Genomic DNA, 19,905 nt, shown 5'->3' on the forward strand with positions numbered 1-19,905 from the left:
AGAACGACCATGAAGACGATCTTGCTGGCGGCCGCCCTGGCCGCCGCAGCCCTGACGGCTGCCTGCACCGACGAGCCGCGCAGCAACACGCCGGCCGACATGGTCGAGATCAATCAGACCTACGACGACGGCACGGCGAAGTAGGATGATGGACGCCCTGCGCATCGCGAACCTGATCGTGTGGGGCGTCTTCATGCTGCCGTTCATGGCGAGCGGAGCATGGAGCGCCATGAGCGGGCGAGAGATGCGGCGGGGTGACCCGATGCGCCTCGCGTGCTTCGCGACCGGGCTGATCATCTGCGGCTTCAACGTGCGCGGCCTGATCGCGCCGGATGACGAGCTCTCCCGCGTCATCCTTTATCTCCTGTCGATCGCGGACGGAGTGTTCATCATGCTGCTGGCGCGCGCGTACGGGCGTGGCCCCCGTGTCTGACCCCACGGTCCCGGTCGCGGTCCACGGGTTCACCTGGACCGCCGCCCTCGTGGCCTTCCTCAATGTTCTCGTCGGCGGTGGCATCGTCGGCGGGATCATCAAGGTATGGCCGATGCTCAAGAAGCTCTCGAACGAGCGCGAGGCGGCCGTTGCCTCCCTGCGCCGGGACGACATGGACGACATGCGCCAGCGTATCACTGAACTCGAGAAGAAGGTCGATGACGCGTCCAGCGCGGCGCACGCGGCCGAGATGAAGCTGGTCCACGCGGTCGCGGCCGTCCAGCTGCTCGCCGCCAAGATCAGGGCGGACAACCCAGAGGATCCGACGCTGCGCCAGGCGATGGAGCTGCTCGCCGCGGCGACGACCGGCACTCTCGGGGGCTGGGCGACCAAGCTGGCCGACAGCGTCGACAAGGTGAAGGGAACAGGAGAATGACCCGAGCCGTCCAGATCGCGGGCATCGTCGCAATGACGCTGCTCGCGGCCGCGATCCTCTTCCTGATCGGCTACACCTTTCACGGCGCAATCGAGAGGATGACCCCAGACGGCAAGGTCCCGCTGGCAGATGCGGGCCTCTTCACCGCGCTGCTGCTCTCCTTTCGCGAGGTGCTCGCGGTCATCAAGTCGATCTGGGAGAGCGCAGACCGCAGCGATCTCGTGACGGGTCTGTCGAACTCGACGCCCACGCAGACGCCGAACCCGCCGGCAGACGAGCCGCGCTGACCTGATCCGAAAGGACTGCCGATGTCGAAGACCCTGAAACCGGGGCCGCGCGCGCTTGCCCTGATGCACCACTTCGAGAGCTGCGCGCTGACCGCATACCGGGACGTGGCCGGCGTGCCGACCATCGGCTGGGGCATGACCTACTATCCCGCAGGCGGCCGCGTGAAGATCGGTGACACGATCTCGCAGGAACAGGCCGACGCGATGTTCGAGCAGCTGCTCGCGCGCGATTTCTCGCCCGCGGTCGCGGCTGTGGCCGAGCAGGCGCCGACGACGCCCGCGCAGTTCGGGGCGATGGTCGCGCTAGCATACAACATTGGCGCGGCCGGCTTCCGCGGCTCGTCCGTGGCCCGCTATCACGCCGCGGGCGATTACCCGAAGGCCACGACCAAGTTCGCGCTCTGGAACAAGAGCGGCGGCGTCGTGCGCAAGGGCCTGATCCGGCGCCGCGCTGCCGAGGCGGCGCTCTACCGCAGCGACTTCCGCGCGCTGACCGAGCTGACCCACGGCGAGGTGCAGTGATGCGCGCCGCCATCATCGCGATCGCGCTGCTCGCGGTCATCGGGTTCGCCGCGGCGATCTTCGGCCCGCGCGCGTGCAGCCGCGCTCAGCAGACCGCCGCGGCGGCGCAGGCAGACAGCGCCCGCTCCGACGCCATGGCCGACGCCGCGATTGGCGCCGCGGCTGACACCGCCAGCGCCATGACGACCGCCGCGGTGATCGCGGCCACCTCCAAGGAGCACGAAGATGCGATTCGATCCGCGCCCGGGGCGGCGACTGCTGTCCCTGCTCCCTCTAACGGCGCTGCTCTGCGCGCTCTCTGCCTGCGGCCCTCGTATCGCGATCAGCCGCGCTGCGTTGCCCTGCTCGGACCTGGTGCAGGGGCCGCTGGCCGCTGATGTTGCGCCCGCCGATCTCCCGCCAGATCCTGCGACGGTGGCAGACTGGCAGGTCTTCGGCGACGCCCAGACCGGCCGCCTCGAGACGTCGAACCTCTACCGCCGCGCCGCGCTCGACGTGATCCGCCGCTGCGAGGCGCGCGACCGCGCTGCCGACGAGCAGCTGAAGGCGCGCTGACCTTCACTCCACAGCCAGAACAGGGGAAACCGCATGGCTTCTACCACCGCGGCGGGCACAGCCTTCGCGATCTCCGCAACGACGCCGGCCTCGCAGGACGCGGCAGGCTATGGCGCCCTCACCTTCGTGGAGATCGGCCAGGTGGAGAAGCTGGGGACCATCGGCGCGGCGTTCGCGAAGGTGGAGTTCCAGCCTCTCAAAGGGCCGAAGCAGAAGCAGAAGGGGTCGGCGGACTTCGGCAGCCTCCAGCCGAGCATGGCCTTCGACGCTGACGACGCGGGGCAGTCGCTGCTGCGCGCGGCCGCTGATGACGGCTCGTCCAAGCTTTACTCGTTCCGGGTCACCTTCCCCACCGGCGCGATCCGCTACTTCCTCGGTCGGGTGTTCGGCGCGCCGGAGAATGTCGACGGCGCTGACTCGATCATCATGTCCATGCCGACGGTCGAGATCAACTCGCGCGTCGTGCCGATCGACGCGGGCGGCGGCACCGGACCTTCGATCCCGGCGAACGCCCTCTTCCTCAACAACGACTCTCTCACCCTGGGCGGCGACGTCCTCACTCTTGGAGCTTGACCGATATGGCAAAGGACATCGCATCGCTCTCGACGGCCGATAAGTCGGCGCTCCTGGCAGCTCTGGTCGGTGCCGGCATGTCGGCGGCCTCGTCGTACACGGTCGATTTCTTCGGCGACAGCCAGGCCGGCGAGAACTCGAACGCCAATCAGTATCGCGCGGTTGGGCGCGGCACGCAGGGCATCGCTCTGTCGAAGGGGCGCTTCCGCTTCGGGCGAAATCTCGGCGTCGGCGGGCAGACCACCACCCAGGTTCGCGCGCGCCTCAACGACGTGCTGACCTCGCCGAACGGCATCGTCTCGTTCGCGTGCGGCGGCAACGACCTGCCGCTGATCGCCAACGGCACCCAGTCGATCCAGATCACGATCGACAACTACAAGGCGATGCTCGACGCGATCCTCGCCACCGGCAAGCGGGTCAATGTCGATGCCATCCCGCCGCGGACGCAGGCTGCGCTCACCAGCGGCGGCCTCTCGAGCGCGCAGGCTGTCATCGCCGCCAAGGTTCGCGAGGGGCTCAATCGCTGGCTCGCGCAGTACGTCTACGCGAAAAGCCCGACGCAGGTCGTCTTCACGTCCTACGACGCGGCCCTGATCGATCGGACGACGACGAATGGGGAGCCGCAGGCCGGATTCGTTCGGGACGGCATCCACGCCACTCCGCTCGGCGCGACGACCGCGGGCGCGGTGTGGCTCGCCAGCATGAGCGCGTTCGCACCGCCTGCCACGCTCGGCGCGCTCAGCCAGAGCGACATCGCCGACGCCACCTACAATCCGGGTGGTGCGATGAACGTCAACCCGCTGCTGATCGGCACCGCAGGCACCGCCAGCGGCGGCGTCACCGGGACGGTCCCGACCAGCTTCTCGGCCAATCGCGAGAGCGGCACGACGGCGACCGCCGTGGCGTCAACGGATGGCTCGTCGCTGACGCTGACGCTCGGCGGCGCGACCGGCGGCGCGGCGAGCGAGCGGCTGCGCGTGCAGGGCGACACGGTGAACGCGGGCGCCAACACCTTCGCGCCCGGCGACGTCGTCTTCATGGAGGTGTTCATCGACCAGGCCAACCTCGTGAACGTGCAGAGCATCAACCTGCTGCTGCGCGCAAACGATGGCACGACGCAGAGCGACATCCTCAGCTTCCTGAACGGCGGTGGGGTGACCGAGCGGGAGGCGCCCAACGCCTCGCGCCGGCTTATCTCGCTGCCGTACACCATCCCGGCTTACTCCGGGTCCGGCACCCAGCGCGTCACCCCCTACGTCAAGATCGACGTGGCGGCGGACGGCGCCGGCGCGAGCGGCACCATCACCATTCGCGGCCTCGCCGTGCGGAAGATTCCCGCCGGCACGACCGGCCTCGCCTGATTCGCCGCCAGTCCTTCCTCCCGCGCCCCGCCTCACTCCGGTGAGCGCGGGGCGCTTCTCTATGTGAGGCATCCCTATGACTCTTATCGCGGCATCCTGCGGCAACGAGCTCGCGGGCTATCAGCAGTTCAAGGCCTTCGCCGGCCGACTCGACATGGGCTATTTCTTCATGGACCAACGGCCCGGCATGCTGGTCGACTCGTGGAAGTGGCAGGTCGATCGCAGCGTCGAGATCGCCACGGCCATGGGGATCGTGCCGGTGTTCTCTATCCCGTTCCCCGGCAACGCGTGGGAGCAGGCTGGCGCGGTGAACCGCGGCGACTGGGACGACCTCTACACCGCGATGGGGCGCTACATTCGCGACAAGATGAAAGGGCGACCGTGGTGGGTCCGCGGGCCGTGGGAGTTCAACCTCAAGCGCGATTTTCAGAATCAGTCCGCGGTCGGCGCGCTGCCGGATTTCGCGCGGGCGCTGCGCCGCATGTTCGGGCTCTTCAAGCTGTTCGGCGCAAAGACAATCTGGTGCCCCAACGCCACCCGCTACGAGTTCGACCCGCTCGAGGCATGGCCAGGGATCGAGTGGGTCGACCTGGTCGCGCAGGACATCTACTTCGACGCGAGCTGGGCGCCCAAGGGCGTGTTTGGCTGGTTCCGCGATGACCCGCGCGGCCTCGATTGGCTGGTGAGGTTCGCGCGCGAGAAGGGCAAGCAGGTCGCCTTCTCCGAGTGGGGCATCTCGGACGACGCGATCGCTGACGAGGGCGCGCAGTTCGTCGATTGGATGAAGGCGCAGGGCGCCATCATCCACCACCACGCCTATTACGACCGCGACGAGGGGCCGATCCAGACGAAGCTGTCGACCGGCCGCCGCCCCGCTTCTGCAGCCGCTTTCCGGAGGGCGCTATGATCCGCTCGCTCATCGCCGCGGCGCTCGCGCTGGTCGCCGCCTCGCCCGCCCACGCCGCGGACACCTGCGCCACGCCGGCCGACGCCAAAGTCGCGACCAGCACCGACACAGCCGCGCTCAACAAGGGCGTGGCGTGCCGCACCGCGCGCATCAAGGGCCGGCAGGACACGATCGTCGGGTTGCAGGCGGCGAACAAGGTCGACGCCGACCAGGTCGCCGCGCGCGTGGCGCGCCTCGAGCAGCTCGCCAAGCCTGCCGCGGCGTCGTCCGCGCCGAAGCTGGCCGGCCTAGTGGCCGAGGGCGACAGCATCACGGTCGAGTGGGGCGGCAACTATGCCGGGCTCTGGCGCAAGGCGCACCCTGGCGCCTCGTTGACCACGTTGGCGGTCAGCGGCGCGCGCATCAGCGACCCGACCGGCGGCAACGGTCTGGTCCAGCGGCTGCCAGCGCTGCTCGCCGCCAAGCCGGCGGTGGTCTCGATCCTGATCGGCGCCAACGATCTCGGCGATGGCCAATACGCCACGCCGGACGCATGGCTGTCCGCGCTTTGGGACGTCACTGCGCAGGTGCGCGCGAGCGGCGCGAAGGCTGCGGTCGGCACGGTGCTGCCGATCTGCTTCACCGAGGCCAACATGGCCGACTATGTCGCGCGGCACGCTCAGCGCCGGCTGGTCGTCAATCCGGCGATCCGCGCCGCGGTCGGGTCCAAGATCGACGCCGTGTTCGAGACTGCCGACGCGCTCGGCGGCGATCGCGCGCCGTGCACCGACCGCAAGCTGTGGAAGGACGGCATTCACCCGAGCGACAGCGACGGCAAGGGCGGCGGGGGGCAAGACCGCGTCTATGCGGTCTACGCGTCGGTGATCGACAAGCTGCTCGCCGGCGCGCCGGTGGCGGGGGTGTCGACGCCGGTCGTGACCCCCTCGGCGCCCGCGATCGTCACCGCCCTGCCCGCGGCGATCCCGAGCAATTTCGATCGTACCGCGCTGATCCTCGGCGGCGCGCCGATCCCGCCGAGCGCCGCGCCCGACGTCGTCGGCGCGTTCCGCTTCATCTGCCAGGCGGGTCAGCTGTTGAAGGACGATCCGATCGTCTGGCCGGGCCAGCCGGGCAAGGCGCACGCTCTGCACCAGTTCTTCGGCAACCTCTCAGGCGACGCCAACTCGACCTTCGCCTCGCTGCGCGCCAAGGGCGAGAGCACCTGCATGAACGAGCTCAACCGGTCCGCCTATTGGATGCCGGCAATGCTCAATGCCGCGCTCGACGTGATCCGGCCCGATTACATCTCGGTCTATTACAAGCGCCGGCCCGCCAGCGATCCCGAGTGCAAGCGCATGGCCGCGCGCGGCTGCACTGGGCTGCCGAACGGCATGAAGCTGATCGCCGGCTTCGATCACGACCTGACCGGCCCCCAACCTGCCGAGAACCGCGTCTTTCATTGGCGCTGCGCGACCAATCAGGTGCACCGCGACAACCTCACCGACGCGCTCGCCGACTGCGGCGGCGCGGGCCAAGTGCTCGGGACGGTCAACTTCGGCTCGTGCTGGAACGGCGCGGCCGATAGCCCCGACCATCGCTCGCACGTGGTGCACGAGGTCTTTGACTCGATGACAGGCAAGCCCGGGTGCCCGGCCGGCTACGACCAGATCATCCCGGAGCTGACGCAGACCATGGCCTGGACGATCACGAAGGCAGACGGCGCGGTGCGGCTATCCTCCGACCCGGCAACCGGCAAGGCCGGAACCACCCTGCACGCCGACTATATGCCGGCCTGGGACGAGCCTACCCTCACCGGCGCCATGGCCAACTGCATCGACAAGCTGCGTAACGCCAGCGACGGCGACCTCTGCGACGGCACGATCATGAAGCGCCGCGCAGGCTTCGGCTACATCGCGGATCCACGCGTGGTGCCGGCGCCCGTCGGAACGATGACAGTAGGCATGGTGCACTGAGCCGCGGCTAGAACCCTGGATGATTGTCGTAATAGCAGTCGTCGCAGATCCCGTACTCTTTCGCCTCGCCGATCCCGCAGCCAGAGCACAGCCCTCGCAAACTGTGGTTGGCGGCGACGGCGGCGTCTTGGCGCGCAGAGGACGTTAGCCTCAGGTAAAGCGCGCGCACCCACGATCCGGCATTTGCCATCGTTTCGGCGATAAGCGACTGAACAGCTTGCACCTACCGCAATCCTTTGAAGAGGTAGCTCGAAAGAGCTACTTCGCCATAGGCAGCTTGGATGGCGGCGGGAACGACGAAGCGCCTCTCTAGCGCGACGAAATGATCCGATCCGATGTGATCCACCCGCGGCGCTGGTGGTGAGCCGAGGGCGCCGCGGGTGAGCGGGCGATCCGTGTGGAAGGAGGCGCCTGCCGAACCCGTGATGGCCCGGGTGGCGCACTGATCATCTGCGCCGCAGCCCTTGCGCTGCAACGCCTGTGATACGTTTTTGAGACGAATGGCTATTGCATCCGTTGCGATAAAGGAGTGTATGGGTGGCGACCCGCCGCACGGTAGGTCAAACCCTAGCTTCAGCTAGGATAAGACCGGCAGTGAGTGCACACGTGCTCCCACCGACCGAACCGAAAGCGCCAGTAGTCCTGCACAGACACCGCCTTCGGCCAAGCGCATACGATCCGCATACGTTTTTCCTTTGGGGTCCGGGGTGAAAGCCCCGGGCTCCGGGACGCCCCATGCGCCCCGCGCCGCAACAGTGCGCCTTGGGGCAGAAGGAAAAATGACGGCGGGCCGCCATCCACAGGTGTAACCGCGGTCAGCCTCCGGAGTCGAGTCAGCAGGAGAACAAAAAGGCTCCGTCCCACAACGATGCTGCTGCAACGTTGCTGAAAAACATCGCCGCCGCATGCACATATAATGATGTCTTTATGTCACTCACGGCTCGCGGAGAGAGCCCGACGGTACCGCGGCGAAGGCTGTCATGAGATCACCCGCGGCGGTCAGGACATAATAGGCAGATTCGACGCCGCGGGCTGGCGGCCGACTAGCACACGTTCCAGCAGGCGAAACGGCTTCTTAACCGACGTACGTTAGTGAGAGTCGCGTCAGACCTAAACCGCTGACAGGCTGCGCCGGCGGACCTCACGAAAGATGCCGGCGCAGCCACCTCACATAACCTCTGGCCGCTCTAGGAAGCCGATCGCGGTCCGCGCGAGCTCGCGAAAGCGGATATTCCACAGCTCTCCCGCATCAGCCCAGCTGCGCGCCCACTGTGGGTCATCCTGCCGGCTCTCCCACAGCTCCTCGGCCAGTCGCTCGACCAAGCCGTCGCGATCAGTCGACGTGCAGACCATGCAGCCGCCCGAGTTGTGGCCGGGGCCGGCGTGAGGATGATCGGTCATAGGGTGCTCGCTTTCGGACCGGCGCATCGGTCAGAGACTCGGCGCCACTGGTCACCCGGTTAGTTGCAGCCTTCCAGCGGCCGATCAAGGCTTTTTGTTCCCTCTACGTTCCGCCATCATGGCCGCATGGTCGGCCCTCCGAAGACGCTACAGGACCTCCGCCGAGTCGAGGGCGCGGTGCGCGTGACCTGCCGCGCGTGCAAGGCGGTGAAGCTGTACGACCTTGAGGAACTGATCATCGACCGCCGCTTTCGCCGGCTCTCGATGGAGTGGGAGGCGGTGCGGCGAACCATGCCGTGCCGCAACTGCGACTCGACCGACACGCGGGTCGATGGCGTGCCCTTCGGCCAGGATGACGTGGAGCGTCGCGCGCGACGATCGCGGGCGCTGCTGATGAACCTCGCGTTGGCGGTGCTCGACGATGCGAGCCGGCGCGCGCGTGACGAGGACGTGTGCGTGCCCGCCACCCGCCTCGCCTTGCGCGTGCTGCGCCCCTACCTGCCCGACCGCGAGCTGCTTGTCACGTTCTGGACCGCGGCAGAGACCGGGCGCGGCAAGCCGCACGGGCCGGCGCTCCAGGCGATGCGGTGGATCGTCACCAAGCTGGTTGATGCTGGGCACCCGGTGTGGGCGGAGTTTCGATAAGCGTAAGGAGCCGCGAAGCCCTATGCAGGCATCACGTAGACAGTCACGACGCTACCAATCTCGACGAAATGATGAACGCGGTGAGGAATGTCTTGCAGCTTGACGATCCCGTTGAGCTTGGGTCGACCGCTCTCCACGCGCTCAAGGATGAAGGCATGCGGGCTTTGACGATAATAGCGATGTGTCATGCCGCTCTTATACCGGATCGCCGCGGAGCCGCGTAGGGCGCTGAAAGAAAGCCGGTCTTTCCCGACAGCCAGCGCTCTTTAGGCGCGAGGGAGCATGGCCGCCTCCTGTCACAGTCGAGGGGTGCCATGCACCGTCAGCGACCACTCTCCGCTAGCAGATCGACTCGGCTTGTGGCAAGGTGGCTGTGTCGCGTGACCCGAGAAGAACGCACGACCCAATCTCATGATCGGGGATGACTGCGGGCCGGTGAAAACTCCGGATAAGCGCGATCCACCACCGGCGTTGAAGCCGTAGGACGAACTAGCCCACCGGCTGGCCGTCCATTCGCCCCGCGCAAGGGCAGAGACCATGCCTAGCGGCCGAGGCGATCCGGTGCTGGCGAGGTCGCAGCGGGAGGATACCCCGCATCGATGTGGAGGAAGCATGAGCCGCCAGCCGCCGGAGCTAACTCGCGATCGTCTGCTGCGCGATCTCATGGCCACGGTAGATGCTGGCATGGCCAAGATTGTCCCGATGGACGCCGAGCCTGGGGCGAACGCAGTGTCGGTGACCGTGTCGTTTGGAGGCAAGCGTAAGCGGTTGCGCGATCCCTCTTATTAGGCGGCTAAGCTGGGGAGACTAAGGACCGTCTTCAGTCTGGCCCTGACGCAACCACTGGGGCGCCGCCGATGAGCTTACGTATGCCGTTCGGCCGTACGCTCATGATCTCGTTGACCTTGCTCATGACGATCGCGTCTGTGCCATGTTTCTTGTGCCAGGCGTAGACAGCATCCTTCATGGCCTCGACGAACTTGAAGACGTCCAGAACTAAAGCTCTGTCACCGTCTCCCTCAAGCCAGAAGTCATGCATCGAGGCACGATCCCCCTCCGGGATCCAGAACACCACGTGGCTTGCGTCGAGATGTGGATGACTGGATGCCGTGCCTTTGTGAACGACACCGCCGCGCAGCATGAAACATCGCTCGCCAGAAATGCTGCATTTCTTCTTATCGAGAAACTCGTCGACGAAAGCGACGTAGTGCTCCCTTTTGACAAACTTGCTACGATCAAGCAGCAGCCCAGAGCATATGTCCGGAAGCGTAAGCGCGACCGTAATTGCGGGATACCACAGCTTCGCTCTGAGGCACGCGTCGATATCGTCAAGGATGCTCGCCAATCGTGGCGGGAAAGCTGCAACAAGGTCGCCACCTACAAGGGCGGCGAGCGCTCCATCAAGACCAGTCGACTTCAGCCACTTTGCCTTCGGCAACCTACTCATTCAGAAATCCAGCCCCCGCCGCTCAACCTCGGCCGCCAGCGCGGTCATCGCCGGGTCGCCCGACTCCCACGTCGTCTTCATCCATTCGGTGAGCAGCTCCTGGTCGGTCGCGAGCTCTAGCGTGCGGCGCAGCTTCTCGTCTGCCTCGGCGGTGTCCTCGCCGGCCTCGCGCGTGCGGGCTTGCAGCGCAGCCACCGTCTCGAGGGATCGGCGCCAGGAAGCGTTCTCGGCTTCGGGCATGTGCGGGGGCGAGTCGTCGGGCATGGGGCGAGCGTACGCTAAGCCGTTGTTCCGACAAGAGCTTGCCTCGCGCGGCTCTGATCCTTGCTAGCTCCAGCTCAGGCCTCAAAGGAGCGCAGCACCGTCTTTCGGCGCATTGCATATCCGACCGCACCAAATCCTAGGATCATCATCGCCCAAGTGGACGGCTCTGGCACGCTGGCGACCGAGAAGCGCAGGCTGGTCAGCCTCACTGCTCCGTAAAGGTCATCGATCTGGCTATAGGTGAAGCCGCCCATGCACGAAGAAACACGGTCGCAGATGTTTTCGTCGGTCGGCACGTCGAGGAGGCTCGAAGGTGCGCCTGAGAGAAAGCCGTCGGCGCCCAGCCCTAGGCTGTCGCTGCCACCAAAACGGCCAGGTCCGGTGGTGGCCCCAAGGCTCAGACACTTGGTGGCGGCTGTGCAGCCATATTCTCCCGGGACAGCAAGCGTGTAATTGGATGACGCGGTGCCGTCGTTTTTCAACGTCACTCCGTTGATCGTTATGGTGCCATCGCCGATGTCGGCCGTTCGTTCCGGATCATCCCCAGGAAAAGCATTGAACTGACCAGAACTGACAAGCTGGGAGCCGTTCGCTGAGTACAGCGGTGGGGTAGCAGTCAAATCTATAGTTATTGTGATGGTTGCCGTCTTGCCAATCAGCGATGCGCCACGCGGACCAAATCGGCCATTGTAATCGATTGGATCGCCAAGGTATGGCGCGAGCTGCTCAATGACCCCGGTTCCTGTTGCAATGACAGTAAGGGCTTGAGCGGAACAAGGCGCTACACACAACACGGTACCAGCCAAAACAGCTTTCAGCATAGATCGCCTCCCACAAGGACCAAGGTTCTTGGCCCGCTGTGACCGCAGGCTCGCGCGACTCGTCGCATCTGATTACCACGCATCCCGGCCGCTTAGTAGCCGTGGAGAAGAGGTGAGACTGCTAGCGTCGTCGGGCACGGGGCGAGGCCAGCTCAGCCCGGCGGCTGCCGATACTGGCCAAGCGCCACGATGAAATCCACGTCTTCCTCATCGGTTGGCAGCTTATCGACGACCACGAAGAGCAAGGCGCCGACCGCGACGGTCTGCCCTATCTCAAGGTGGTCGAAGAAGTAGGGCGTCGGCTCCTCAAGCCCATTCGGCAAGCGCAATCGTACTAGCATGGCAATTCCTTTCGCCGCCGATCATAGCGCATGCATCTCCGCCGCCGTAGGGCGCCGAAAGCGCCAAAGATGGTTTACACCCCGTCTGTAAGTTCTTGATTCTGCGACGCCTCGGGAGGGCCAATATTGTAAACCACCCCTGAGAAATCAGCCATTACGATGTGCTTTGGGAGCAGGATGTCGCAGGTTCGAATCCTGTCTCCCCGACCACTGCCTTATCTCGCCGCATCCCTACATCCGCCGTTCGGCGGGTCCGGGAGGGTGCCTCCATCGGCCGTGTTGACGCAGCTATGGTGTGAGGACTCGTACCGCACACGTGGGGGACGACGACCTGCATCACCCAGAGTGAGGTCAGGCCGCCGGGGCAGAAGGCGACCCGGCCGCGGGCAGCATCACGTCGTCACACTATCGTACCAGCCCGCATAGGGTGTGTTCCGCGCCATGCGCCTGGTGTAATCGGGCGCACCATCGTCCCACCACGGCGGTCCGCGCTCGCCGAGCGCCACCTTGGCGGCCTGGACTCCGGCGCGTGCCGATCGAAGCGCGTCGCGGTCGCCGGCGCGTAGCGCGACGGCGACCGCGCGGCGTGCCGTCATCAACTCACCGACCAGGCGCTCGCGCTCCTGCTCGGAGAGGCGCGGATCGGAGCGCCGCCACAGCCGGCCTCGCACCACGAGATAACGATTGTCCGGCGTAACGAGCGTCGACGTGGTCACGCCAGGACCGCTGGTTGTAGGCCCGCGCGTCAGCCGTTCCCGACCGTCAGCGAGGCACGGCTATCGTCGGCCTTGCCGGTCAGTCCGGGCACCTCGTCGAGCTGGCGAAGGTCGGTGAACCGCCCTCGTTCCTCGCGATAGCGGACGATCTCGAAGCCGTGCCCCTGGAGACCTGGCACCGCGTCCAACTGGTCCGCCGTCGCGGTGTTCACGTCGAGTTGATCTTGGCTTGCCATAGCGCCTCAACGCCGCACCGCGTTCTTCGATGCGCGCTGCCGCTCGGCCGCAGCAGCTACGCGCGCCGGCGCAGGTGGAGGTAGGTCGGATCATAGCCGCACATCGCGCGAAGCCGCTCGATGTCGTGCACGCGGATCATCTTCCTGGTCACGGAGATGAGGCCCTCGGCCCGCATCCGCTGGATGACCCGGTTGGTGTGTACCGTGGTGAGCGCCATCGTGTCACCGAGCTGCTCCTGCGTGAGCGGGACCTCGAGCGCGTCGCCCGCGTCAAGACCCACCTGCCGCATCCGGTCCCACGTCTCGCAGAACAGATGGGCGACGCGGTCGAAGGCCTCACGCTGGCCCAGGTTGACCAGCCAATGCCGCAACACCGCCTCGTCCACCAGGGTCGACCACCACAGCGCGCGCGCGATCTTGGGGCAGCAGTCGGTCAGGTGAACGATCGCCTCGCGCGAGATGAAGGCGAGGGTCGCGTCGGTCAACAGCCCGATGCTGTGGTCCATCGCGTCGAGGATGAAGACGTGCGGGTCGCACAGATCACCGGGTACGAGGTAGGCGACGATCTGTCGTGATCCATCCTCGAGCACCTTGTAGCGACACGCCCAACCGCGCAACAGCAGGATCACCTGCTCGGGACGATCGCCTTCGCGGATCACGTCGCTGTGGGCGAGGCCGGTCACCGGCGCGCCGAGCAGCGCGTCGAGCGCCGCTACGTCGCCGTCGGCCAGATCGGTGAAGCTACTCAGCTTCGCCGCCAGCGGATTGAACATGACATCTCCCGTCACCCGACGGGATACACCTGGATCAATGTCTCGCCACAACATGCGTTACGGCGCCGCGGCGTGACCGCGGGCACGCTCCTCATCGCCCACCTCTTGCCCTCCTAGGTCGGCATCCTAGCAACGGCGAAGAGGTTCCCCGATCGAGCTGCCGGGCGGCGAGCGTCTCGCGCCATGTTGCTGAGATCGTTTCGATCGTGCAGCCTAGCGACGATGTGCAACCGCTACCGCATGACCGAGGCGCAGATCGCGTTGGCAACGCGCTACGGCGTCGCGGTACCGTTCCCGCCCGATCTCGAGGTGCCGCCGCCCGAGCTGTTCCCCGACCGCCCCGCCTATGTCGTGCGAGAGACCGACGCGGGCCGCGCGCTCGATGCGATGGCCTGGGGCTTCCCGCACCAGGTGCCGGGCAAGCGCATCGACAAGGCGACCGGCAAGCCGGTGCTGCTGACCAAGAAGATCACCAACGTCCGCAACTACACCTCGCCCTTCTGGCGCTCGGCGCTCGCCGACCCGCGGCGACGCTGCCTGGTGCCGTTCACCGCCTTCAGCGAGTACGGCCAGCACCGGGCGGGGGACGGCAAGCTCCCGCTCCACTGGTTCGACGTGCCGAGCCGCGTGATCGTCAGCTTCGCGGGCGTGTGGCGGCCGACGGAGCGGGGCGCGGTGTTCGCCTTCCTCACCTGCGAACCGAATCCACTGGTCGCGCCGATCCATCCCAAGGCGATGCCGGTGCTGCTTCACGAGGAGGACGAGGAACGCTGGCTGAGCTGTCCGTTCGAGGACGCCGTCGCGCTGGCACAGCCATACCCGTCGCAGCTGATGGCGGTGAACTGATCGCGGAGGTCAGCACGAACTGTCGCCCCTCGTCAGCACTCCACCACGTTCACGGCCAGACCGCCGAGGCTGGTCTCCTTATACTGGCTGCGCATGTCCTCGCCGGTCTGGCGCATTGTCTCGATCACCGCGTCGAGGCTCACGACGTGGCTACCGTCGCCGCGCAGCGCGAGATAGGCGGCGTTGATCGCCTTCACCGCGCCCATCGTGTTGCGCTCGATGCACGGGATCTGCACCAGCCCCTCGATGGGGTCGCAGGTGAGACCGAGATTGTGCTCCATCCCGATCTCGGCGGCGTTCTCCACCTGCCGGTCGGTGCCGCCCAGCACTGCGGCGAGCGCGCCCGCCGCCATCGAGCAGGCGACGCCGACCTCGCCCTGGCACCCCATCTCGGCGGCAGAGATCGACGCGCGCTTCTTGTAGAGCATGCCGATCGCCGCGGCGGTATAGAGGAAGTGGCGCGCGCCGGCACGCGTAGCGCCCGGCACCAGCACTTCGTAGTAGCGCAGCACCGCGGGCAGCACTCCCGCGGCACCGTTGGTCGGCGCGGTGACGACGCGGCCGCCCGCGGCATTCTCCTCGTTCACCGCGATCGCCCACAGGCTGACCCACTCGAACACCGCGGCGGGGCGATGCTCCGGGCCGCAGCGCGACAAGGACTCGTGCAGCGCGCGCGCGCGGCGCCGTACGCGAAGGCCGCCGGGCAGCACGCCCTCCTGTGCGATGCCGCGATCGATGCAGGCGCTCATCGCGTCGCGCACTGAGTCGAGGAAGGTGTCGCTCTCCGCCGGCGAGCGCCACGCCTCCTCGTTGGCGCGGACCAGCGCGCCGATGCTGAGGCCGGTCTCCTCACAGCGCGCCAGCAGCTCGGCGCTCGACGAGAAGGAATGCGCCACCGCGACATTGTGCGTCGCGGGCGGCGCGCCGAACCGAAGGATCGCTCCGCCGCCGATCGAGAAATAGGTCTCCTCCAGCGTCGCGCCGTCCTCATAGGTCGCGGTGAAACGGATCCCGTTGGGATGCTGCGGCAGGAAGGTGCGGGGGTGGAAGACGATGTCGGCGTCGATGTCGAAGTCGATCGCCCGCGTGCCGGCGAGCGGGAGCCGCTTGCTCTCGCGCACCGACGCCACGATGGACGGAGCGGCGTCCGGATCGAGCCGCTCTGGCAACCAACCCGCCAGCCCGAGCAGCGTCGCGGTGTCGGTGGCGTGGCCGCGCCCCGTCAGCGCGAGCGAGCCGTACAGCGCGCAACGGACATGACGCGGTGCGCGCTCGCCCGCGATCGCGCGCTCGGCGAAGTCGTGCGCGGCGCGCATCGGCCCGACCGTGTGCGAGCTCGACGGGCCGACGCCGATCGTGAACAACTCGGCCACGCTGATCGGGCGTGTCGCGCCGCGATCGAGCGGCACCATCTCGGACTCGGTCGGCACGCGCTCTCCCCGACCGCTCGGCGCGGCCCATGCCCCTCTGTCCCTTGTGCCTGAGATCGCTATCCCGTCGGCGGACGCATCACCGCGCCTCTCTCCAGATGTTGGCGCCGACGGGTCCTTTTACCTGAGAGTTTCCGGGGCGGTTGCTCCTTCGGTGCCGGGTCTGCCCCGGTCTCTCCCACGTCGACCCTCGTGCTATCCCGCGCGCTGACGTGCCGGTCAAGCCGCCGCGGCCCGCGCGAGCCGCCGAAGTGGGTCAGCGCCAGCCGAGCGCCGGCGCGACATGGGTCATGATCGCCTCGAGCACGTGCGCGTTATAGTCAACACCGAGCTGGTTGGGCACGGTGAGCAGCAGCGTGTCGGCCTCTGCGATCGCCTCGTCGGCGCGCAGCTGCTCGACCAGGCGATCCGGCTCGTCGGCGTAGGAGCGGCCGAACACCGCGCGCATCGCGTCGATCACGCCGATCTGGTCGTCGCCGCCGGCCTGACCGAAAAAGGCGCGGTCGCGGTCGTCGACGAGCGCGAAGATCGAGCGCGAGACAGAGACGCGCGGCTGCCAGTCGTGCCCGGCGTCGGTCCAGGCGGCGCGGTAGGCGCGGATCTGGCGCGCCTGCTGGACATGGAACGGCTCGCCGCTCTCGTCCTTCTTGAGCGTGGAGCTCTGCAGGTTCATCCCCTGCCGCGCCGCCCAGACCGCGGTCGAGTCCGACGCCGAGCCCCACCAGATTCGACGCCGCAGCCCCGCCGCGTGCGGCTCGAGCCGCAGCAGCCCCGGCGGGTTGGGGAACATCGGCCGCGGGTTGGGCTGGGCGAAGCCCTCGCCCTTGAGCAGCTCGAGATAGACCTCGGCGTGACGCCGCCCCATGTCGGCGTCACTCTCGCCCTCGCCCGGCGCATAGCCGAAGTAGCGCCACCCCTCGATCACCTGCTCGGGCGAGCCGCGGCTGATGCCGAGCTGGAGCCGTCCGCCCGCGATCAGGTCGGCCGCGCCCGAATCCTCCGCCATGTAGAACGGGTTCTCGTAGCGCATGTCGATCACGCCGGTGCCGATCTCGATCCGCTTCGTGCGCGCGCCCACCGCGGCGAGCAGCGGGAACGGCGAGGCGAGCTGCCGTGCGAAATGGTGGACGCGATAATAAGCGCCGTCGACGCCAAGCTGCTCGGCCGCCTCGGCCAGTTCGATCGACTGCAGCAGCACGTCGCTGGCCGAGCGCGTCGCCGACTGCGCCGTCGGCGACCAATGGCCGAACGACAGGAAACCGATCTTCTTCATGTGCTACTCCCGCGCCGCCGGCGCCTCGCTACCGCGCGGAGGTGGCGGCGCGCGCGGGCGCTGGCAAGCGCGGCGAAACGAAACGATGCGTTACGCCACGTCGCGTCGCACCAGCGCGGCGACCGCGTCGAACGCCTCGCGCGCGCCCGTTTCCGCGCGCTCCTCCTCCTCGGCCGAGAGGACGACTGCATCCACCGCCGCGGTGAATTTGCGCCAGTGGCGTGCGCGCCCCTCGGCATGGCCGGCCAGGTGGCGTGCGCCGAAGGTCGGCCCGAGGCCCAGCGTCATCGCCGCCTTGAGCAGGATCGCGGCGCCCAGGCTCGATCCCTCGGCGACGTAGAGCCAGCCGATCGCGGTGCCGCGATCGGGCGGGACCTCGGCGGCGAAGCGCGGCGGCGGCGGCGGCGCGAGCGGGACGTGGAGGTCGGCGGCGTCCTGCTCCACCGCCGAGAGTCGCGCGCGGTCGGCCAGATCGGGGATCAGCGCGGCGAGGCTCGGTACGGCGTAGAGCGGTGCGATCAGGGCATGGAAATCGCGATGGATCGCGAGCAGGCGCGCGTACCGCGAGCGATCGCCGAAAGGGTCGAGCGCCATGATCGAATCGTCGAGCCGACGGTGCGCCACGTCGGTGGCGAGGCGGAGGCGCTGCGTGCGCGTCGGAAGCGGCTCAGGCGATGCGGGCGATGTCGTCACGCGCCGCGGCTAGCACCCGCGTGGCGACGAACGCAACGCGCGCTTGCCACCCGCGCGCCGCATCCCGCATGCGGGACACCGGCCAGGAGCGAGGAGGCAGGCGTGGGTGACGGCGAGCGGAACGATGGGCAGCGCTATGACGTGGTGATCGTCGGCGCGGGCCACGGCGGCGCGGCGGCCGCGGCGGCGCTGCGCCAGCGCGGCTTCGCTGGCAGCATCGCGCTGATCGGCGCCGAGCCCGAGCTCCCTTACGAGCGCCCGCCGCTCTCGAAGGAGTATCTCGCCGGTGAGCGCACGTTCGAACGCATGCTCATCCGTCCCGCTGCCTTCTGGCGCGAGCGCGACGTCACGCTGCTGCTGGGCCGGGCAGTGGTCGCGGTCGACGCCTCGGCGCGGCACGTGACCCTCGGGGATGGAAGCGCGATCGGCTATGGTCGGCTGGTCTGGGCGGCGGGGGGAAGCGCGCGCCGGCTCGTCTGCGAGGGCCACGACCTCGCGGGTGTCCACACCGTCCGCTGCCGCGCCGACGTCGATCGGATGATTGCCGAACTGCCGCGAGTGGAACGAGTCGCGGTCGTCGGCGGCGGCTATGTCGGGCTCGAAGCGGCGGCAGTACTGACCGCACTCGGCCGCCGGGTCACCGTCATCGAGGCACGCGAGCGCCTGCTCGCCCGCGTCGCCGGCGCCGCGCTCGCCGACGTCTACGCCGCCGAGCATCGCGCGCACGGAGTCGACGTGCGACTCGGCGCGCAGGTGGAGTCGATCCTCGCTCGCGACGGTAGGGCAGCCGGCGTGCGCCTCCGCGACGGCGAACGGATACCGGCGGAAATGGTGATCGTCGGCATAGGCCTGATCCCTGCGGTGGCGCCGCTGCTCGCCGCCGGCGCCGAAAGCGGCGACGGCGTGATCGTCGACCCGCTCTGCCGCACCAGCCTTCCCGACGTCTTCGCGATCGGCGATGCCGCCGCGCATCGCAACGCCTTCGCGGGCGGCGCCTTGGTGCGGCTCGAGTCGGTCCAGAACGCGACCGACCAGGCCGGCACGGTGGCCAAACACTTGACCGGAACCGACGAGCCGTACGCGGCGGTGCCGTGGTTCTGGTCCAACCAATATGACCTACGGCTCCAGACGGTCGGTCTCTCCGCCGGCCACGACGAGGCGATCGTCCGCGGCGTACCGGCGAGCCGCCGCTTCAGCGTGATCTATCGCCGCGCCGGGCGGGTCATCGCGCTGGATTGCGTCAACGCGGCGCGTGATTTCGTCCGCGGGAAGGCGCTGGTCAGCGCGGGCGCGAGCGTCGATGCAGCGGTGTTGGCGGATACCGCGATCCCGCTGTGAGTACCGTCGGCGGCCGTCGTGGCGGCCCGATCGGCCCCCGTCGACGAGCGAGCGCGCACCCGTGCGCCTGCTCCCCTCACATGAACCATCTGCGTCGCAGATGGCCCGATCCAGCCACCGTGGCTGTTGCGTACCGGCAACTACCGTGTGTTTCCTGCCACGGGCGCACGCGAGCGCGCTCGATCAGCGCGAGGCGATCGTCGACCCGAGACGCGACAGGCCGCGCTGTGCGAGCGCGTGCGAGGATTGCACGCTGCCATCCGCCAGATCCATCGCGACAGACTCCTGATCCAGCACTTGGCCATAGAGCGAGCGCGCTTGCGTGACCCGTCCCGTGCGCGCGTACACGGCGGCGAGATTGAGCATCAGTTCGGGACGCGTCGGGAAGATCGCCCGCTCCGCATCGATCGTCTGCTCCGCCTGGGCGAGACTGCCGGCCGAGATCGCCTGATAGCCGACGCGGTCCTTGGCGGCCGCGGGGCCGGCCACGAGCGCGGCGAGCGTGGCGCCGGCGACCCATCCCGAGATGCGCATGATCCTGTCTCCTATCTTCCGGGCAAACGTCCGGGTTACGTTTTTGTGACAGAAGAATGTCACTTTTCTGACATGGGCGCAACACGCGGTTCTACACTGCGTCCCGGGTTCATACCGCTGA

The 19,905-nt window shown here is 67.7% G+C and carries 28 protein-coding genes and 1 riboswitch; of the genes, 15 read left to right on the top strand and 13 right to left on the bottom strand.

The window, feature by feature from the left end:
• Positions 1-9 precede the first annotated feature (9 nt).
• The 11 genes from KZ820_RS21980 to KZ820_RS14450 all read left to right on the top strand — a co-directional run bounded on the left by KZ820_RS21980 (position 10) and on the right by KZ820_RS14450 (position 7,026).
• On the top strand, positions 10-144 hold the full coding sequence (locus tag KZ820_RS21980) for a hypothetical protein (protein WP_258048212.1): 135 nt from the start codon (positions 10-12) through the stop codon (positions 142-144).
• A gap of 1 nt (position 145) precedes the next feature.
• A complete protein-coding gene (locus KZ820_RS14405; RefSeq protein ID WP_219749313.1) occupies positions 146-433 on the top strand; it encodes a hypothetical protein in 288 nt (95 codons plus the stop codon).
• Positions 426-869: a hypothetical protein gene (locus KZ820_RS14410; protein ID WP_219749314.1), complete on the top strand. Its 444-nt coding sequence runs from the start codon at positions 426-428 to the stop codon at positions 867-869. Before KZ820_RS14405 ends, KZ820_RS14410 begins: the two co-directional genes overlap by 8 nt.
• A 32-nt stretch (positions 870-901) precedes the next feature.
• On the top strand, positions 902-1,156 hold the full coding sequence (locus KZ820_RS14415) for a hypothetical protein (RefSeq protein WP_219749315.1): 255 nt from the start codon (positions 902-904) through the stop codon (positions 1,154-1,156).
• 21 nt (positions 1,157-1,177) lie between these two features.
• Positions 1,178-1,678: a lysozyme gene (locus tag KZ820_RS14420; RefSeq protein WP_219749316.1), complete on the top strand. Its 501-nt coding sequence runs from the start codon at positions 1,178-1,180 to the stop codon at positions 1,676-1,678.
• Positions 1,678-2,055, top strand: coding sequence for a hypothetical protein (locus KZ820_RS14425; protein ID WP_219749317.1), 378 nt, complete (start codon positions 1,678-1,680; stop codon positions 2,053-2,055). Before KZ820_RS14420 ends, KZ820_RS14425 begins: the two co-directional genes overlap by 1 nt.
• 37 nt (positions 2,056-2,092) lie before the next feature.
• A complete protein-coding gene (locus KZ820_RS14430) occupies positions 2,093-2,233 on the top strand; it encodes a hypothetical protein (RefSeq protein WP_219749318.1) in 141 nt (46 codons plus the stop codon).
• Positions 2,234-2,266: 33 nt separating this feature from the next.
• The gene (locus KZ820_RS14435) at positions 2,267-2,806 is read left to right on the top strand and encodes a hypothetical protein (RefSeq protein ID WP_219749319.1); all 540 of its coding nucleotides are present in this window, start codon (positions 2,267-2,269) and stop codon (positions 2,804-2,806) included.
• 5 nt (positions 2,807-2,811) lie between these two features.
• Positions 2,812-4,167 carry a GDSL-type esterase/lipase family protein gene (locus tag KZ820_RS14440; RefSeq protein ID WP_219749320.1) on the top strand — a complete coding sequence of 452 codons (1,356 nt, stop codon included), beginning with the start codon at positions 2,812-2,814 and terminating at the stop codon, positions 4,165-4,167.
• A gap of 76 nt (positions 4,168-4,243) precedes the next feature.
• On the top strand, positions 4,244-5,074 hold the full coding sequence (locus tag KZ820_RS14445) for a glycoside hydrolase family 26 protein (RefSeq protein WP_219749321.1): 831 nt from the start codon (positions 4,244-4,246) through the stop codon (positions 5,072-5,074).
• Positions 5,071-7,026: a DUF1996 domain-containing protein gene (locus KZ820_RS14450; RefSeq protein ID WP_219749322.1), complete on the top strand. Its 1,956-nt coding sequence runs from the start codon at positions 5,071-5,073 to the stop codon at positions 7,024-7,026. The genes KZ820_RS14445 and KZ820_RS14450 overlap by 4 nt, the downstream gene beginning before the upstream one ends.
• 1,167 nt (positions 7,027-8,193) lie before the next feature.
• On the opposite strand, the gene KZ820_RS14455 is transcribed toward KZ820_RS14450, so the two are convergent.
• Entirely contained in the window at positions 8,194-8,427 is a 234-nt protein-coding gene (locus KZ820_RS14455; protein WP_219749323.1) for a hypothetical protein, read from the bottom strand.
• Positions 8,428-8,553: 126 nt separating this feature from the next.
• Here KZ820_RS14455 and KZ820_RS14460 point away from each other — a divergent pair, with 126 nt between their 5' ends.
• Positions 8,554-9,072, top strand: coding sequence for a hypothetical protein (locus KZ820_RS14460; protein WP_219749324.1), 519 nt, complete (start codon positions 8,554-8,556; stop codon positions 9,070-9,072).
• Between the two features lie 20 nt (positions 9,073-9,092).
• On the opposite strand, the gene KZ820_RS14465 is transcribed toward KZ820_RS14460, so the two are convergent.
• Positions 9,093-9,260 carry a hypothetical protein gene (locus KZ820_RS14465; protein WP_219749325.1) on the bottom strand — a complete coding sequence of 56 codons (168 nt, stop codon included), beginning with the start codon at positions 9,258-9,260 and terminating at the stop codon, positions 9,093-9,095.
• 424 nt (positions 9,261-9,684) lie between these two features.
• Between KZ820_RS14465 and KZ820_RS14470 the strand changes: the two genes are divergently transcribed.
• On the top strand, positions 9,685-9,861 hold the full coding sequence (locus tag KZ820_RS14470; RefSeq protein ID WP_219749326.1) for a hypothetical protein: 177 nt from the start codon (positions 9,685-9,687) through the stop codon (positions 9,859-9,861).
• A 31-nt stretch (positions 9,862-9,892) separates the two neighbouring features.
• Here the strand turns inward: KZ820_RS14470 and KZ820_RS14475 are convergent, their stop codons facing one another.
• From KZ820_RS14475 to KZ820_RS14505, 7 genes are all read right to left on the bottom strand, one after another.
• The gene (locus tag KZ820_RS14475) at positions 9,893-10,519 is read right to left on the bottom strand and encodes a hypothetical protein (protein WP_219749327.1); all 627 of its coding nucleotides are present in this window, start codon (positions 10,517-10,519) and stop codon (positions 9,893-9,895) included.
• The gene (locus KZ820_RS14480; protein ID WP_219749328.1) at positions 10,520-10,783 is read right to left on the bottom strand and encodes a hypothetical protein; all 264 of its coding nucleotides are present in this window, start codon (positions 10,781-10,783) and stop codon (positions 10,520-10,522) included.
• A 74-nt stretch (positions 10,784-10,857) separates the two neighbouring features.
• Positions 10,858-11,604, bottom strand: coding sequence for a PEPxxWA-CTERM sorting domain-containing protein (locus KZ820_RS14485; protein ID WP_219749329.1), 747 nt, complete (start codon positions 11,602-11,604; stop codon positions 10,858-10,860).
• Between the two features lie 152 nt (positions 11,605-11,756).
• Positions 11,757-11,945: a hypothetical protein gene (locus KZ820_RS14490; protein ID WP_219749330.1), complete on the bottom strand. Its 189-nt coding sequence runs from the start codon at positions 11,943-11,945 to the stop codon at positions 11,757-11,759.
• A gap of 392 nt (positions 11,946-12,337) precedes the next feature.
• The gene (locus KZ820_RS14495) at positions 12,338-12,661 is read right to left on the bottom strand and encodes a hypothetical protein (protein WP_219749331.1); all 324 of its coding nucleotides are present in this window, start codon (positions 12,659-12,661) and stop codon (positions 12,338-12,340) included.
• A gap of 29 nt (positions 12,662-12,690) precedes the next feature.
• Complete coding sequence (locus KZ820_RS14500; RefSeq protein ID WP_219749332.1) at positions 12,691-12,897, bottom strand: ComEA family DNA-binding protein; 207 nt, start codon at positions 12,895-12,897, stop codon at positions 12,691-12,693.
• Positions 12,898-12,953: 56 nt separating this feature from the next.
• A complete protein-coding gene (locus tag KZ820_RS14505; protein WP_219749333.1) occupies positions 12,954-13,670 on the bottom strand; it encodes a Crp/Fnr family transcriptional regulator in 717 nt (238 codons plus the stop codon).
• Between the two features lie 222 nt (positions 13,671-13,892).
• Here KZ820_RS14505 and KZ820_RS14510 point away from each other — a divergent pair, with 222 nt between their 5' ends.
• Positions 13,893-14,516: an SOS response-associated peptidase gene (locus tag KZ820_RS14510; RefSeq protein WP_219749334.1), complete on the top strand. Its 624-nt coding sequence runs from the start codon at positions 13,893-13,895 to the stop codon at positions 14,514-14,516.
• Between the two features lie 32 nt (positions 14,517-14,548).
• Here KZ820_RS14510 and KZ820_RS14515 read toward each other — a convergent pair whose 3' ends face one another.
• The 3 genes from KZ820_RS14515 to KZ820_RS14525 all read right to left on the bottom strand — a co-directional run bounded on the left by KZ820_RS14515 (position 14,549) and on the right by KZ820_RS14525 (position 17,912).
• On the bottom strand, positions 14,549-15,928 hold the full coding sequence (locus tag KZ820_RS14515; protein ID WP_219749473.1) for an L-serine ammonia-lyase: 1,380 nt from the start codon (positions 15,926-15,928) through the stop codon (positions 14,549-14,551).
• 121 nt (positions 15,929-16,049) lie between these two features.
• Positions 16,050-16,137, bottom strand: a riboswitch (glycine riboswitch).
• Between the two features lie 65 nt (positions 16,138-16,202).
• Positions 16,203-17,219 (bottom strand): LLM class flavin-dependent oxidoreductase, encoded by a 1,017-nt coding sequence (locus KZ820_RS14520; protein ID WP_219749335.1) that lies wholly within the window; start codon positions 17,217-17,219, stop codon positions 16,203-16,205.
• Positions 17,220-17,309: 90 nt separating this feature from the next.
• Complete coding sequence (locus tag KZ820_RS14525; protein WP_219749336.1) at positions 17,310-17,912, bottom strand: biliverdin-producing heme oxygenase; 603 nt, start codon at positions 17,910-17,912, stop codon at positions 17,310-17,312.
• Between the two features lie 102 nt (positions 17,913-18,014).
• On the opposite strand from KZ820_RS14525, the gene KZ820_RS14530 reads away from it, so the two are divergent.
• Positions 18,015-19,250 carry an NAD(P)/FAD-dependent oxidoreductase gene (locus KZ820_RS14530; RefSeq protein ID WP_219749491.1) on the top strand — a complete coding sequence of 412 codons (1,236 nt, stop codon included), beginning with the start codon at positions 18,015-18,017 and terminating at the stop codon, positions 19,248-19,250.
• A gap of 183 nt (positions 19,251-19,433) precedes the next feature.
• Here the strand turns inward: KZ820_RS14530 and KZ820_RS14535 are convergent, their stop codons facing one another.
• Positions 19,434-19,784 carry a tetratricopeptide repeat protein gene (locus KZ820_RS14535; protein WP_219749337.1) on the bottom strand — a complete coding sequence of 117 codons (351 nt, stop codon included), beginning with the start codon at positions 19,782-19,784 and terminating at the stop codon, positions 19,434-19,436.
• Between the last annotated feature and the right edge of the window lie 121 nt (positions 19,785-19,905).

The sequence above is a fragment of the Sphingomonas citri genome, assembly GCF_019429485.1.
GTDB classification, from domain to species: Bacteria; Pseudomonadota; Alphaproteobacteria; order Sphingomonadales; family Sphingomonadaceae; genus Sphingomonas; species Sphingomonas citri.